This window comes from Pseudomonas sp. 86_A (genome assembly GCF_017491705.1).
In the GTDB taxonomy this organism is placed as follows: domain Bacteria; phylum Pseudomonadota; class Gammaproteobacteria; order Pseudomonadales; family Pseudomonadaceae; genus Aquipseudomonas; species Aquipseudomonas koreensis.
The window spans coordinates 91,185-106,321 of sequence record NZ_JAFGYS010000012.1 but is presented as its reverse complement, the minus strand read 5'-3'; the positions used below and the strand labels follow the sequence as shown (position 1 = coordinate 106,321).

Genomic DNA, 15,137 nt, shown 5'->3' with positions numbered 1-15,137 from the left:
TTTCCCGGATATTTTTTATGTGAAAAATGCATATCGACTTGCGCCAGTTACGTCACTTCATCGCCCTTGCCGAACAACGCAGCTTCGTCGCCGGCGCGCAGGCGGTGAACCTGTCGCAATCGGCGTTCAGCCGCAGCATTCAGGCGCTGGAGCACAGCGTTGGCTGCCAATTGGTCGATCGCGGGCGCAAGGATCTGCCGCCGACCAAACAGGGTCAGGTGCTGCTTGAACATGCGCGGCGACTGGTCAGCGGCGCGCAGCAGATGGCCAACGAGATCAGCCAGTTCAATGGCCTGGAAGCGGGCGAGTTGCGCTTCGGTTGTGGCCCGGCGCCGGCAGCCGGATTGATCCCGCGCGCGATCGGCGCATTCATCGGGCGCTACCCGAAAGCGCGGGTGCAGTTTCAGGTCGATGACTGGCAGAGCCTGAGCAAACGCCTGCTCAGCGAGGAGTTCGAATTCTTCGTCGCCGACACCCGGCACTTCGAGGCCGATCCGGATTACCTCACCTATCGGTTACGCCCGCGCAAGTGGCATTTCTGCTGCCGTGCCGGGCATCCGCTGGCCGCTCTTGAACGGGTCACGGCCGAGCAATTGATGAGCTATCCACTGGCGGTGAGCATTCGTCCGCCGAACCTGCGCAAGGTCATCGTCGACCTCAGCGGCCGCCCGGATTTCACGCCCAATGTGGAATGCGAAAACAGCTCCAGCCTGCTCAGCGTGGTGCTGCGTTCGGAGGCGATCGGGATTGTCGGGGCGTATTCCGATGCACTGCATCAGGCCAAGGGTGAGCTGGTGTGTTTGCGGATCGAGGGTCTGGCGGATGATCTGGAGGAGCTGTACACCCGCTACGGGATTGTCAGTCGGGCGGGGTATCGGTTGTCGCCGCTGGCTGAGGCGATGATTGAGCAGATCAAGGCGGTTGATGCGGTGGATGATGAAGTCTGTTCACTGGAGAATTTTGCTGTCTGAGATGACGCTTTCGCGAGCAGGCTCGCTCCCACAATGGATTGTGGTGAATGCAGAATTTGATCGCCAGGAACCCTGTGGGAGCGAGCCTGCTCGCGAAGAGGTCGGCGCAGGCACCGATGCATCCACTGCATAAAACCCATTCCCCAAATGCACTTGCCGAACACCCCCACCGGAAGCGACAACCCTCGTCTGTCTCTCTGACCGGTGAACCCCATGTCCAACCCGCAAAACCCCGTGCGCAACGTGCTGTACATCATGTGCGATCAACTGCGCCGCGATTACCTGTCCTGCTACGGCCACCCGCATCTGCACACGCCGAACATTGATCGTCTGGCCGCCGCCGGCGTGCGCTTCAGCCGCGCTTACACCCAGGGCACGATCTGCGGGCCGTCGCGAATGTCGGCCTACACCGGGCGCTACGTCAGCAGCCATCAGGTCGCGTGGAACGCCGTGCCGTTGCCGCTGGAAGAACTGACGATCGGTGATTACCTGCGCCCCCACGGCATTCGCACTGCGCTGGTCGGCAAGACCCACGCCACGGCCAACGTCGATGCCTTGCAGCGCCTGGCGATCAACCCGGACAGCGCGCAGGCCGAGGTGCTCAACGAGGTCGGTTTCGAACCGTACTTTCGCCACGACGGGATCTTCCCCGACGACCCGCTGTTCGACGACAAGCGCGAATCCGCGCCCTACACCCATTACCTGCGCGAGCAAGGCTTCGGCGGCCGCAACCCTTGGCACGACTGGGCCAATGCCGCCGAAGGCGAGAACGGCGAAATCCTCAGCGGCTGGCAGATGCGTCATGCGCATTTGCCAGCGCGAATTCCCGAGCAATTCTCAGAGACTGTCTACACTACAGATCGAGCCATCGACTTCATCGGTGAGCAAGGTGACAAATCCTGGTGTTTGCACCTGTCGTACATCAAACCGCACTGGCCCTACATCGTACCGGCGCCATACCACAGCTTGTACAGTACGAAATCGATTCTAGAACCGGTCCGCGCGACGCCCTCCGAAGCCAGCAAACACCCCGTATACACAGCGTTTCGCCAGCACGAGGAAAGCCTCAACTTCTCTCGCGACTCAGTACGATTGAATGTAATCCCTACCTACATGGGCCTGATCAAGCAGGTGGATGATCAACTCGGGCGGCTGTTCGATTTTCTGCAGAGCAACGGACGTTGGGATGACACGCTGATCGTGTTCACCAGCGATCACGGCGACTTTTTGGGCGACCATTGGCTGGGCGAGAAGGAATTCTTGCTGGAGCAAGCGGTGGGCGTGCCGCTGATCGTGCGCGACCCGCGCGCGGCGGCAGACATCACGCGAGGCACGGTGGATCAGCGCCTGGCGGAAACCATCGACGCGTTGCCGACGTTTCTGCAGGCATTGGGTTTGCCGGGGGCCGAGCATCGGCTGGAAGGACGCTCGCTGATCCCGCTGTTGCACGGTGAAAACCCCGACTGGCGCGGCTACGCAATCAGCGAATACGACTACGCCTTCCAGGCCCCTGCACGCGAGCGCCTCGGCCAGCCGATCGACCGTTGCCGCATGACCATGGTGCGCAGCGAGCGCTGGAAATACCTGGCGTACGACGGCTTCCGGCCGCAGTTGTTTGACCTGTTGAATGATCCGCAGGAGCTGCGCGATCTGGGTGAGGATCCGGCGTACGCGGCGGTGCGCGAGGAGCATGCGGGGTATCTGTTCGAGTGGGTGCGCGGGTTGAAGCGGCGGACGACCATCAGCCATCAGGAGATCGATTTGCGCGGGCAGCGTTTTCGGTATGGCGAGCCTGAGACCGAGAAGCTGGTGCAGATCGGCGTCTGGTGATTAAAAGCATCGCTGGCAAGCCAGCTCCCACAGGTCTCGTGTCGTTCACATCCATTGTGTTTAACACAATTCCCTGTGGGAGCTGGCTTGCCAGCGAAGAGGCCGGGTCAGACGCCGACGATCTCAGCACCCTTGATCGTCTGACTACGCTGCCCCGAGACCCCAACCGGCACTTCACCCTTGAGCGTCACCCGGCGCACGATACGGTCCTGGGTGCCGTAATCATCAATCGCATAATGCTGCGTCGAACGGTTATCCCAGATCGCCACGTCACCCGCCTTCCAGCGCCAGCGCACGGTGTTTTCCTGACGAATCACATGGCTCTGCAACAAGCCGAACAGGTGCGCCGAATCAGCCTGCGAATAACCTTTGATGCGCTTGACGAAATGCCCCAGCAACAAGCTCTTCTCGCCACTGATCGGGTGTACGCGCACCACCGGGTGCTCGGTCTCGTAAACGGTCGAAGTGAAGATCTTGCGATAGCGCTCGAGCTTCTCCGCCGAGACGTCCGGCTTGGCCCCGGCGTAGTCATATTCGTTGCTGTGCACGGCGACCAGTTTGTCCGCCAGCTCACGCAGCTCCGGCGGCAGTTCGTTGTACGCCGTCGCAGTGTTGGCCCACAGGGTGTCGCCACCGAAGGCCGGGGCCACCACCGAGCGCAGGATCGAGGCTTTCGGGTAGGCGTCGACGAAGGTCACGTCGGTGTGCCAGGAGTTGGCGCGCTGCCCCTCGGCACCGTCCAGTTCCAGCAGATAACGCGTGCCCTCACGCACCGGCACGGTCGGATGCGCCACCGGTTCGCCGAGCAGGTGGGCAAAGGCTTCCTGACGCTGATCGTCGAGCTGGGTCTGCTCGCGGAAGAACACGACCTTGTACTGGATCAGCGCCTGCTGGATGGCTTCGACCGTGGCGGCATCCAGTTCACCGGACAGGTGCACGCCACGAATCTCGGCGCCGATACGACCGGCCACCGGATGGATTTCCAGCGCGTGGACAGCGGGTTTTACAGCGAGTGCGGCATTGCTCATGGGTAGACCCTCATCGACTGCTTGCGGTTGGGCGGCAGCGAAACATCGCTCTATCTATATTCCATTTACATCTAATAGATATCGACATGCTTCGTTGACGGAATAAGAGCTTGCATTTAAAACCTCAAACAACCCTCGTCGCAAATGCCTTCGAGCTATTTTTAGGATGCCGGAAAAGCATATGGATCTTCGCCAGTTGCGTTACTTCATCGCCCTCAATGAACACCGCAGTTTTGTTCGTGCGGCGGACGCCATGGGCATCACCCAACCGGCATTCAGCCGCAGCATTCAAGGGCTGGAGCAGGAGTTCGGCTGCGTGCTGGTGGATCGCGGCAACAAGGATCTGCGCCCGACGCCCGAAGGCCAGGTGGTGCTGCAACACGCCCTGACCCTGGTGCAGGGTGCGGCGCTGCTCAGCGCCGAGGTGACGCAGATGACCAAGCTCGACGCCGGTGAATTGCACTTCGGTTGCGGCCCGGCACCGGCGGTGAAACTGGTGCCGGATGCGGTAGCGCAATTCATCAACGCGCACCCGAAAGTGCGCACCTGTTTTCAGGTGGATAACTGGGAAAAACTCAGCCGTGCGCTGAGTCGCGAAGAGATCGAGTTCTTCATTGCCGACATCCGTCATTTTGAATCGGACCCGAACTTCCAGACCCAGCCGCTGACACCCAAGCGCGGGGTGTTTTTCTGCCGCCCGGGGCACCCGTTGCTGGCCAAGGAAAGCCTGTCGACCAACGACATGTTCGATTACCCGCTGGCGACCACATTGATCCCGCCGGGCATTCGCAAACTGCTGGCGAACCTCAGCGGCCGCATCGATTTTTCGCCGACCATCGAGACCGAGCATTTCCCGGCGCTGGTGAAAGTGGTGCTGCAATCCAATGCCATCGGCATCGGTACGGAAGAGGCGTTTTACGAGGACATTGCCCAGGGTTCGCTGGCGCTGCTGCACTGGCGCAACCTGCCGCAGAATCTGGAGAGCATGAATGCGCGCTGCGGGATTGTCAGTCGCACCGGGTTTCGCTTGTCTCCGGCAGCAAGGGCGATGATCGAGACGCTGGTGGCGGTGGATAAGCAAGAGATCAGCGTTGCCGTTTAGAGCGCTATCGCGAGCAGGCTCACTCCTACAAGGGAACGGATTCCAAATGTAGGAGTGAGCCTGCTCGCGATGGCGTCGGACCCAGCGCTACAGATTCAGAGCTTGGCCGCTGCCAGCTCCGGTGCCACCCAATCGTTGACCTTGAACGGCTTGCGAATCAGCTTCTGCTGCGCCGCCAGATCCACCGAGTCCTGCAACTTGCCGAGGAACACCGGATCCAGCGTCGACGGGAACACTTCACTGAGTTTCTGATCCTGCAGGTCCTGCGACAGGATCACCGGTGGATAACTCGCCAGTCCCGACACCAGTTGCACGTAGGCGTCCTTGTTGCTGTCCTGGGTTAACCACTCCACGGCCTGTTGCTGCGCCTTGAGCAATTTCGCCACAGCCTCCGGATGCCCGTCGACAAACTTGCCGGCGCCTACCAGCACCGATTGCACGCTGCCGGCGCCGCCCAGATCCTTGGTGTTGAGCGGCAATTCCGCCAGCCCCTTGGTCTGCAAGGCGGCCAGACCGGAGCTGCCCCACGACGCATCAATCTGCTTGGCGGCCAGCGCGGCGGTGGCCCCGCTGAAATCGAGGTTGATCACCTTCAAGTCCTTCTCGCTCAAGCCCTGGCTAGCCAGCGCCGCGTCAAACGACAGCTGGGTGGCGGTGCCGCGGAAGATCGCCACGCGTTTGCCCTTGAGGTCCTGCAAGGTCTTGATCCCCGAACCCGGCACCACGCCGAGATACTGCTTCACCCCGCGCGCACTGGCACTGAGCAGACGTGTGTCGAGGCCATTGGACTTGCCGATGATCGCCGCCAGATCGCCCAGATACGCCAGATCGACCTGACCGTTGGCGAACGCCTCGTTGATCACCGGCCCGGCGCCCTTGAAGAAGCTCCATTGAATCTTGATGCCCTGATCGGCGAAGGCTTTTTCGAAGATCTGCTGATCGCGCAACACATCCACCACTCCACCCCCGCTGTGCTGGGTGCCGGCGCTCAGGTCGGGCACGGCGATCCTGATTTCCTTGAGTTCGTCGGCGTGCGCAGTCAAGGCCAGCAGCCCCGCCAGCGCCGGGATGGTCAACAGACTGAAGACACGTTTGAAGGGAAGGTTCATGGGTGCGACTCCTTGATCACGACGGGCGTTGAGAAGCCGAAAGTAGGCTGAAGCATGACCTTCGCTTAAATACTATAAATGCACATTTTTATAGCTTTTAACGCTAAGCAGGCAACGACGCGGGCTGCAGCGGCGTATGCATTAACAGCATCGAAAATATTCTTCGAATGCATTGGATGCGCATCTGGCTGGAGGCCTTAAATGGCGCTGCTTATCTCCAAAAACAACTTATTAAAGATTACTTATAACCATTAGCTCTTAGTTAATACCGCAAGCGATCGCAGCCTTCGGCAGCTCCTACAGGGGTCAATTCAAGGACGCATTCCCCCGTGGGAGCTGCCGAAGGCTGCGATCTTTTGATCTTGATCTTGAGCCAACCCGACAACGGAGGTCACCCATGGCCCGTCAATCCCTGCTCAGTCTGCCGCTGCCGGCGCCGCCACTGAAAAGCCGGCGCACCTGGCCCAGCCTGAACCAACGCCTGTTGCCGTGGCTGCTGCCGCTCAGTCTGTTCGCGCTGTGGTGGCTGGCCGCACGCAATCAATGGATGAGCGAGCAGATTCTGCCGGCGCCGTCGCTGGTCTGGAACAGCGCCATCGAGCTGTCTCAGGGCGAATTGTGGAGTCACCTGTGGATCAGCCTGCAACGCCTGCTCTGGGGGTTGCTGGCAGGGATCTTTGCTGGCGCAGTGCTGGGTGCCGCACTGGGTTTCAGCCGGCGTCTGGAACGCTTGGTCTTTCCAACATTTGCCGGTCTGGCGCAGGTGCCAACGCTGGCGTGGATTCCGCTGTTCATGGTGTTTTTCGGCATCGGCGAAGTGCTGAAACTGGTGGTGCTGATCAAGGCCATCGTGGTTCCGGTGACCCTGCACACGCTGGTCGGTGTGCGTGATGCGCAACCGAAACTGCGCGAAGCCGCCGCCGTATTGCGCCTGCCGCCGTACCTGCTGATCCGCCGCCTGGTGCTGCCGGCCGCGCTGCCGGCGTTCATGGCCGGCGTGCGTCTGGCCCTGGCCGCCGGTTGGACCTCGTTGCTGGCGGTGGAGTTGCTGGCCTCCAGCGAAGGTATCGGTTACTTGATGGTCTGGGCGCGGCAGCTGTTCATGCTCGACATCGTGTTTGTGTGCATCGTGGTTATCGGTGTGCTCGGTGTAGCAATGGATCGCGGCATCGGTTGGCTCGACCGCAAGCTGGTGCACTGGCCGCATCCGGCCACCGCAGAAATCCGCCGAGGCCCGCGCTACGAAGGCTGGCAACGCCTGCAACCGTGGCTGTTGCCGCTGGGCCTGCTCGGCGTGTGGCAAGTGGCGAGCGATCAGCAGTGGGTCGACGCGAACATTCTGGTCAGCCCGCTCGCGGTGCTGGAAACGACCAAGAACGGTCTGCTCGACGGCACGCTGATCAGCGGCATGGCCTTGAGCCTCGGCCGCACCGTCGGTGGTTTGTTGCTGGGCGGCGGACTGGGTTTCGCCCTCGGCCTGCTGCTGGGCCTGTCGCGCACCAGCGAACGGCTGCTCGGCCCGACCCTCGCCGCCCTGCGGCAGATCGCGATTTTCGCCTGGGTGCCGCTACTCACCGCCTGGTTCGGCCTGGGTGAGTTGGCGAAGTGGGTATTCGTCGCCCTTGCCGCGTTTTTCCCCTTGTTCATCGCCACCCAACGCAGCGTCGCCAACCTCTCGCCACACCTCAACGAAGCCGCGCAGGTGCTGCGCCTGAGCCTCGGCCAGCGCCTGCGCCGTCTGGTGTTGCCGGGTGCCGCGCCGGGGATTTTCGCCGGGCTGCGCCTGAGCCTGATCTACGCCTGGCTCGGCACCATCGGCGCCGAATATTTCATGCCGTCCAACGGCGGCATCGGCAGCCAGATGATCGGCGCCCAACAGCTGTTGCGCATGGACCTGATCATGGCCGGAATGCTCCTGGTCGGCCTCACCGGCGCCCTGCTCAACCTCATCGGCCAACGCCTGGAAATTCGCGCCACTCGCTGGAGACACGCATGAACGCTCCGATTGTCAGCTTCACCCACGTAGGCAAATCCTTCGACGTCGACGGTTTCGAACTGGAGGCGATTCGCGAATTCAACCTGGACATCGCCGAGGGCGAATTCGTCGCCATCGTCGGCTCCAGCGGTTGCGGCAAATCGACCTTGCTGCGCTTGCTGGTCGGCCTCGACACGCAATTTCGCGGACAGATTACCGTGGATGGCAAAGCCGTCAGCGGCATCGGTGGCGAGCGCGGCATCGTGTTTCAAGAGCACCGTTTGTTCCCGTGGCTGACGGTGGCCGACAACATCGGCCTGGGCCTGGTCAACGAGCCACTGAGCGCCGCCGAAAAGCAGCAACGCATCAACGATTTCATCGATCTGGTCGGCCTGCGCGACTTTACCCGCGCCTATCCGCACCAGTTGTCCGGCGGCATGGCCCAGCGCGTGGCGATTGCTCGCGGACTGGTCGCCAGCCCACGGATTCTGCTGCTCGACGAACCCTTCGGTGCGCTCGACGCACTGACCCGCCAGCAGATGCAGGACGAGCTGCTGGCGATCCGCGACCGGGCAAAAATCACCACCATCCTCGTCACCCACGACGTCGAGGAAGCGATCTTTCTCGCCGACCGTGTGGTGGTGATGGAGCCGCGTCCGGGGCGGATCAAGCAGGTGGTCGACATCGCCCTGCCGCACCCGCGCCAGCGCAGCAGTTTCGACTTCCATCAATTGCGCGAAGAGCTGCTGCACGAACTGACCAGTGACGATCATTACCAACCGAGCGCACCGGTGCAGATCCGCGATCTGCCGCTGTCGTTCATTGCCTGCTGAGAGGAATTTTTCGATGCCGCAACGCCCCAACTTTCTGGTGATTCTGGCCGACGATCTCGGCTTCTCCGACCTCGGCGCGTTCGGTGGCGAAATCGCCACGCCGAACCTCGATGCCCTGGCCAACAACGGCCTGCGCCTGACCGATTTCCACACCGCGCCGACCTGCTCGCCAACCCGTTCGATGTTGCTGACCGGCACCGACCACCACATCGCCGGCATCGGTACCATGGCCGAAGCGCTGACCCCGGAATTGATCGGCAAACCGGGTTACGAAGGCTATCTCAACGACCGCGTGGTTGCCCTGCCCGAGCTGCTGCGCGAGGCCGGTTATCAAACCTTGATGAGCGGCAAATGGCACCTCGGCCTGACCGCTGACCTGGCACCGCAGGCCCGCGGTTTCGAGCGTTCGTTTTCGCTGCTGCCGGGGGCGGCCAACCATTACGGTTTCGAGCCGACTTACGATGAGCACACCCCGGGTCTGCTGAAGTCGACCCCGGCGCTGTACATCGAAGACGACACATTCCTCGACGAATTGCCCAAGGATTTTTACTCGTCTGATGCCTTCGGCGACAAGCTGCTGCAGTACCTCAAGGAGCGCGATCAGAGCCGGCCGTTCTTCGCCTATCTGCCCTTCTCCGCACCACACTGGCCGTTGCAGGCGCCGGCTGACATCGTCGAAAAATACCGTGACCGCTACGACGCCGGCCCCGAGTTGCTGCGTCTGCAACGCCTGGAAAAACTCAAGGCGCTGGGGCTGATCGAACCGGACGTCGAACCGCACCCGCTGATCCAGCTGAGCGCGCAATGGGAAGCGCTGAGCGACGAGCAGAAGCAGATTTCCGCGCGGGCGATGGAGGTCTACGCGGCGATGGTCGAGCGCATGGACTGGAACATCGGTCGGGTGGTCGATTACCTGCGCCAGCAGGGGCAACTCGACAATACGTTCATTCTGTTCATGTCCGACAACGGTGCCGAAGGGGCGCTGCTGGAAGCTTTCCCCAAGTTCGGCCCGGAGTTGCTGACTTATCTGAACCAGCACTACGACAACAGCCTCGACAATATCGGCCGGGCCAATTCCTACGTCTGGTACGGGCCGAACTGGGCGCAGGTAGCGACCGCGCCGTCACGGCTGTTCAAGGCCTTCACCACTGAGGGCGGGATTCGCGTGCCGGCGCTGCTGCACTATCCACAACTGCCGATCAAAGGGCAGATCAGTCATGGCTTCGGCACCGTGATGGACATCACCCCGACTATTCTCGATCTGGCCGGCGTGCGCCATCCGGGCAAGCAATGGCACGGCAAACCGGTGGCGCCGCTGCGGGGTAAATCGTGGCTGGGCTTCTTGTCCGGCGAGACGGCGCAGGTGCACGACGAGCACACCGTCACCGGTTGGGAATTGTTTGGCCGCCGGGCGATTCGCCAGGGGTCGTGGAAAGCGGTGTGGATCCCCGGACCGGTCGGGCCGGCGACCTGGCAGCTTTATGATCTGGCGAGTGATCCGGGGGAGATTCATGATCTGGCGTCGAGTCAGCCGGACAAGCTCAGCGCGTTGATCGGGCATTGGCAGCAGTATGTGGAGGAGACCGGGGTGATCTTGAGTGCTTCGCCGTTTCAGCCGGATTGAGGGGAAGATCAAAACCCCCTCATCGGAACGCCGCCCGCCCAGCCCTCTCCCAGAGGGAGAGGGAGCTGACCGAGGTGTCTTACGTTAAATATCGACCTGTGAAAATGGGTCGATTATGGATTCAACGAAGCACTTTCACGTCGGCGTAACTCTTCGATATCCCCCAATCGATCCCCTCTCCCTCTGGGAGAGGGTTAGGGTGAGGGCAGCTTGTCAGGCCTCCACCGCCTCCCCAGACACCGCGATTTCATCTTGACGAACAAACCGGTTCGCCCGCCCGAACGTGCCGAAATCATTGAACCGCACGCCCATCTCACGCATCACCTTGTGCGCCACCGGCACGGTCATCTGGCGAATGTAAAACGGTTCCTTCACCACAAAATGGTGAATCCCGTGGCTGCTGCCGAAGTTGAAGCAGAACGCCTGCAGCGGCCACAACCACCACGGGTTCAGCACCTGGCACTGCTGCAGCACATTGCCTGGCTCGACGTCCCCGTAGTAATGCATGTTCGAACTGATGAAGTGCAGGCAAAACGTGCGCAACACGTTCGGGCCGATGATCACCACGGCGGCGATATCGATTACCTGCATCACCGATAACGTCGTTGCTGACCATTCGATCGGCGAACCCAGCAGATAGGCGATGCCATTGGCCGCGTGAAAGCCGAGAAACACGTACCACGCACCCCAATGCACCAGCGCCAGCGGCGCGTAGACTTTCAGCGTGCGTTTGATGATGCTGATTTTGTGCGCCCAGGTCTTGGCCCGCAGCATGCGGATGAACGCCGACATCACGTTGTCGCCGACCATCAGCAACCGCGCAAAACCCCACGGTTCACCGTTGGTGATCGCCCGTTCTTCCATGTCGGTTTCGGTGCCGGACACCTTGTGATGGTTGAGGTGCAGATGCCGGCGGATCCACGGGTTGATGGTGCTCGGCCGCGCCAGCCAGACCAGGCCCATCATCAGGTTGTGCGGCACGCGCTGCTTGCGGAAATACATGCTGTGGATCAGGTCGTGTTCCAGCTCATGGGTCAACGAGGCGAAAAACGCGTTGAGCAGCAGGCACACCCACCACGCCATATGGCCGCTTATGTACAGCGCTGCCGAGCCGATCATCCCGGCCAGGGCGAAGGCCAGAATGCCCGCACCGAGGGCATCCTGATGCTGGAGAATCGGGTAGCGCTCACGCAATTCGACGCCCTTGGCCAGTACCACTTCGCGAATATGCGCTGATCGCTGGGCGGCATTGTGTCGCTGGGGACTTGCAGAAGTACGGTCCATGCTTCCATCCTCTGGTTATCGATGTTCGCATCCTGCCCTGGGCAATTGCAGAACACGCTAGCCGAGAACGCCAACCTGTTGACCGGAAGCGCCAATCAGCATGAAGGAACCGACCTCCCTCGCCAGTTGGACCCGTGCCTTGCGCAAGCAACTCGATGCGCTGGGGCTGGACAGTATCGGCCTGTGCCAACAGGCTGGCCTCGACCCGCAGCTGATGGACGACCCGAACGCGCGTTATCCGTTGTCCGGCACCACGCGCCTGTGGCAACTGGCGGTGCAGTTCAGCGGCGATCCGGCCATCGGCCTGCGGGTATCGCGGTTCGTCAGCCCGACCACGTTCCATGCGCTCGGTTACGCGCTGGTGGCCAGCGGCAGCCTGCGCGAGGTGTTCGAACGCATCGTGCGTTACCACCCGGTGGTCAGCGATGCGCTGGAACTGGAGTTGAGCCGCAGCGATGACCGCTATCTGTTCCGTCTGAACATTCCGTCAGGCAATCCGGCACCGGCCTTCGAAGCCATCGACGCGTTTGCCGCGATCTACGTGCGCACCTGCCGCAATCGCCTCGGTCGCGACTACGCGCCGCTGGCGGTGTACCTGCGCCGCCCGGAACCGCAAGACCCGCATCCATGGCACAAGGTGTTCCGCGCGCCGGTGCATTTTTGCGCCGCCGAGGATCGCCTGGAGTTCGCCCTCGCCGACTTCGACAGCCACCTCGACGACGCCAACCCGGAACTGGCCGAACACAACGAAGCCGTGCTCAAGCGCACCCTCGCCCAGCTCAAACCGCTGACATGGGAGCGCAAGGTGCGCGACGCCATCGAAGAACAACTGCCGGAAGGCGAACCCAGCGCCGAACGCATCGCCCAAGCGCTGCACCTGAGCCTGCGCAGCCTGCAACGGCACCTGGCGGACGAAGGTTGTCGCTTTGACACGTTGCTCAACGAGAGCCGTGAGAATCTGGCGCTGCTGCATCTGCGCGATCCGCAGTGTTCGTTGAGTGAGGTGAGTTATCTGTTGGGATTTGCCGATACCAGCAGCTTCAGCCGCGCGTTCAAGCGCTGGACGGGGATGACGCCGGGGCAGTTTCGCGACGGGTTGCGCTGATCCAGAATCAGGTTGTCTGATCTGACGCCATCGCGAGCAGGCTCACTCCTACAGGGGGAACGCATTCCAATTGTAGGAGTGAGCCTGCTCGCGATAGCGCCCTTTAATTTAACGCAAAACCCAGCTCAAAAACGCTGCCGTCAGCATCACTGCTGACCCGCACCTGCCCGCCATGCAGCTGCATGATCGACTGCACGATCGCCAGCCCCAGCCCACCCGAATCCCCAGGCTGCGCCCGTGCAGGATCGACGCGATAGAAACGGTCAAACAGTTTGCCCAGATGTTCTGGCGCAATGGCCGGGCCGTGGTTGTGCACCTGCAACCAGCACACCCCCGGCTCATCGCGGCGGCGCAGGCTGATCTGCGTGCCTTCATCGGCGTGGCGCACCGCATTGGCCAGCAGATTACCCAAGGCACGTTGCAGCAGTTGCTGGTCGGCCAACAGTTCGCCGTGCAACGCGTTTTCCAGACGAATATCGCGGTCGTCCGCCAGGGCTTCGAAGTAATCGCACAGTTCACTACCGACCTCGTGCAACTCCAGCGTGCGCAAGTCGAGCGCCCGCTCAGCCGCTTCGGCGCGGGCGAGGAACATCAGGTTCTCGGCCATGCGCTTGAGGCGTTCGAACTCTTCCATGTTCGAGGCCAGCAACTCCTGATATTCCGCCGTACTGCGCGGATGGTTCAGTGCCTGGCCATTGCTGGCGAGCAAGGTGTGCAACGGGGTGCGGATCTCGTGGGCCAGATCGGCAGAAAACTGCGACAGCCGCTGCACGCTATCGTCCAGGCGGGCGAGCATGCCATTGAGCGCCTGCACCGGCTCGAGCAATTCGGCGGGGGTGCCGGTGGCGGGCAGTCGCTGATCAAGACTGCGCAGATCAATGCCGCGCACCGCCGCGCTTAACTGGCGCAACGGTTGCAGGCCACGGCGCAGCAATACCAGTCCCAGCGCGAACGCCAGCAGCGCGCCAAGCCCGACGGCCAGATACAGGCGCAAGCGATAACTGGCGAGCATCTGCTCACGCTCAGTGAGCACCTTGCCGGCGATCACAATCAGCGGTTCGCCGTTCGGCCCACGGGCCTCACCGGACAACAACGCCAGCTCGGCGCCGTCCGGCGCTTGCCAGGTCAGCACATCGCGACGCTGCGGCGTTTGCTCGCGCGCGATGGCGTTCAATGTCGGCAGCTCGCGCGGGCGCGGGTTGATCGCAATCACGCTCGAACCGTCAGCGCGCCGCACCAGCAACAGGCTGTCGAGGTTACCGAGCATGTTCTGGTACAACCGTGGACGCGCCTGCAAGGCGTCGAGACTGTCGCTGTCGGCGAGCAGGGCGCGCACCTGTTCCAGGCGGCCGAGCAACGCCAGATCATCCCGATAGGCGATCTCCGAGGCGAGTGAGCGGTAGAGGAACACGCCAATCGCGCTCAATACCAACGCGCAGACCACAGCGAACGCCAGCGCCAGACGCCAGGCGATCGACCTAGCGCGCATCGTCGGGCGCTTCCAGCTGATAGCCGACGCCGCGCACGGTGTGGATCAGTTTCGGCATGTACGGGTCATCGACCTTGGCCCGCAAGCGGCGCACCGCGACCTCGACCATGTTGGTGTCGCTGTCGAAATTCAGGTTCCACACCTGCGAGGCGATCAGGGTGCGCGACAACACTTCGCCCTGACGGCTGGCGAGCAGTTGCAACAGGGCAAATTCCTTGTTGGTCAGGGCAATGCGCTGGCCGCCGCGGCTGACCCGACGCCGCAGCACATCAATCTCGAGGTCGGCGATGCTGTAGGACTCGGCCTCGCGCAGCGGCCCGCGGCGTAGCAGCGTGCGCACCCGCGCGAGCAATTCGGCGAACGCGAAGGGCTTGAGCAAGTAATCATCGGCGCCCAGTTCGAGGCCGCGCACGCGGTCTTCGATGGCATCCTTGGCGGTCAGGAACAACACCGGCGTGGCGCCGCGCTGGCGGATCAGTTGCAGCAACTGCCAGCCATTGAGGCCCGGCAGCATCACGTCGAGGATGATCAGGTCGTATTCCTGCTGCTCGATGAAATAGCGCCCGTCGAGGCCATTGAGGGCCACGTCCACGGCGAATCCCGATTCGCCCAGGCCTTTGGCAAGGAAATTCGCGGTTTTGGCTTCATCTTCTACGACCAGCAAACGCATGGCACACCTCGATTGATCAGGCACACAGGCTAGGCGTCTTCGGCCCGATTGCCCATTACAAACTTGTAATCCGCCTGACGAGGTTCTGACGAGGACCGGCGGCTAAGGTGATGTCCT

12 protein-coding genes are annotated in these 15,137 nt (G+C 62.0%); 7 read left to right on the top strand and 5 right to left on the bottom strand.

Annotated elements, in window-relative coordinates; translation table 11 throughout:
* The first annotated feature begins 26 nt into the window (after positions 1 to 26).
* Entirely contained in the window at positions 27 to 971 is a 945-nt protein-coding gene (locus J5M57_RS19145; protein ID WP_064585445.1) for a LysR family transcriptional regulator, read from the top strand.
* A 213-nt stretch (positions 972 to 1,184) separates the two neighbouring features.
* Positions 1,185 to 2,801, top strand: coding sequence for an alkaline phosphatase family protein (locus tag J5M57_RS19140; RefSeq protein ID WP_207849365.1), 1,617 nt, complete (start codon positions 1,185 to 1,187; stop codon positions 2,799 to 2,801).
* Between the two features lie 107 nt (positions 2,802 to 2,908).
* Here the strand turns inward: J5M57_RS19140 and J5M57_RS19135 are convergent, their stop codons facing one another.
* Complete coding sequence (locus tag J5M57_RS19135; protein WP_207849364.1) at positions 2,909 to 3,829, bottom strand: TauD/TfdA family dioxygenase; 921 nt, start codon at positions 3,827 to 3,829, stop codon at positions 2,909 to 2,911.
* Between the two features lie 181 nt (positions 3,830 to 4,010).
* On the opposite strand from J5M57_RS19135, the gene J5M57_RS19130 reads away from it, so the two are divergent.
* The gene (locus J5M57_RS19130) at positions 4,011 to 4,931 is read left to right on the top strand and encodes a LysR family transcriptional regulator (protein WP_083367352.1); all 921 of its coding nucleotides are present in this window, start codon (positions 4,011 to 4,013) and stop codon (positions 4,929 to 4,931) included.
* 95 nt (positions 4,932 to 5,026) lie between these two features.
* Here J5M57_RS19130 and J5M57_RS19125 read toward each other — a convergent pair whose 3' ends face one another.
* Positions 5,027 to 6,040, bottom strand: coding sequence for an ABC transporter substrate-binding protein (locus tag J5M57_RS19125; protein WP_207849363.1), 1,014 nt, complete (start codon positions 6,038 to 6,040; stop codon positions 5,027 to 5,029).
* A gap of 397 nt (positions 6,041 to 6,437) precedes the next feature.
* On the opposite strand from J5M57_RS19125, the gene J5M57_RS19120 reads away from it, so the two are divergent.
* From J5M57_RS19120 to J5M57_RS19110, 3 genes are read left to right on the top strand one after another with little or no spacing between them, the layout of a single operon-like run.
* Positions 6,438 to 8,036 (top strand): ABC transporter permease, encoded by a 1,599-nt coding sequence (locus J5M57_RS19120; RefSeq protein ID WP_207849362.1) that lies wholly within the window; start codon positions 6,438 to 6,440, stop codon positions 8,034 to 8,036.
* Positions 8,033 to 8,848, top strand: coding sequence for an ABC transporter ATP-binding protein (locus J5M57_RS19115; protein WP_169842698.1), 816 nt, complete (start codon positions 8,033 to 8,035; stop codon positions 8,846 to 8,848). The genes J5M57_RS19120 and J5M57_RS19115 overlap by 4 nt, the downstream gene beginning before the upstream one ends.
* A gap of 13 nt (positions 8,849 to 8,861) precedes the next feature.
* Positions 8,862 to 10,472, top strand: coding sequence for an arylsulfatase (locus tag J5M57_RS19110; RefSeq protein ID WP_207849361.1), 1,611 nt, complete (start codon positions 8,862 to 8,864; stop codon positions 10,470 to 10,472).
* Positions 10,473 to 10,685: 213 nt separating this feature from the next.
* On the opposite strand, the gene J5M57_RS19105 is transcribed toward J5M57_RS19110, so the two are convergent.
* Complete coding sequence (locus J5M57_RS19105; protein ID WP_169842700.1) at positions 10,686 to 11,756, bottom strand: fatty acid desaturase; 1,071 nt, start codon at positions 11,754 to 11,756, stop codon at positions 10,686 to 10,688.
* A 100-nt stretch (positions 11,757 to 11,856) separates the two neighbouring features.
* On the opposite strand from J5M57_RS19105, the gene J5M57_RS19100 reads away from it, so the two are divergent.
* Complete coding sequence (locus J5M57_RS19100; RefSeq protein ID WP_064585436.1) at positions 11,857 to 12,861, top strand: AraC family transcriptional regulator; 1,005 nt, start codon at positions 11,857 to 11,859, stop codon at positions 12,859 to 12,861.
* 103 nt (positions 12,862 to 12,964) lie between these two features.
* Here J5M57_RS19100 and J5M57_RS19095 read toward each other — a convergent pair whose 3' ends face one another.
* Both J5M57_RS19095 and J5M57_RS19090 read right to left on the bottom strand, forming a co-directional pair.
* A complete protein-coding gene (locus J5M57_RS19095; protein WP_169842701.1) occupies positions 12,965 to 14,350 on the bottom strand; it encodes a heavy metal sensor histidine kinase in 1,386 nt (461 codons plus the stop codon).
* A complete protein-coding gene (locus J5M57_RS19090; protein ID WP_064585434.1) occupies positions 14,340 to 15,020 on the bottom strand; it encodes a heavy metal response regulator transcription factor in 681 nt (226 codons plus the stop codon). The genes J5M57_RS19095 and J5M57_RS19090 overlap by 11 nt, the downstream gene beginning before the upstream one ends.
* Positions 15,021 to 15,137: the final 117 nt, after the last annotated feature.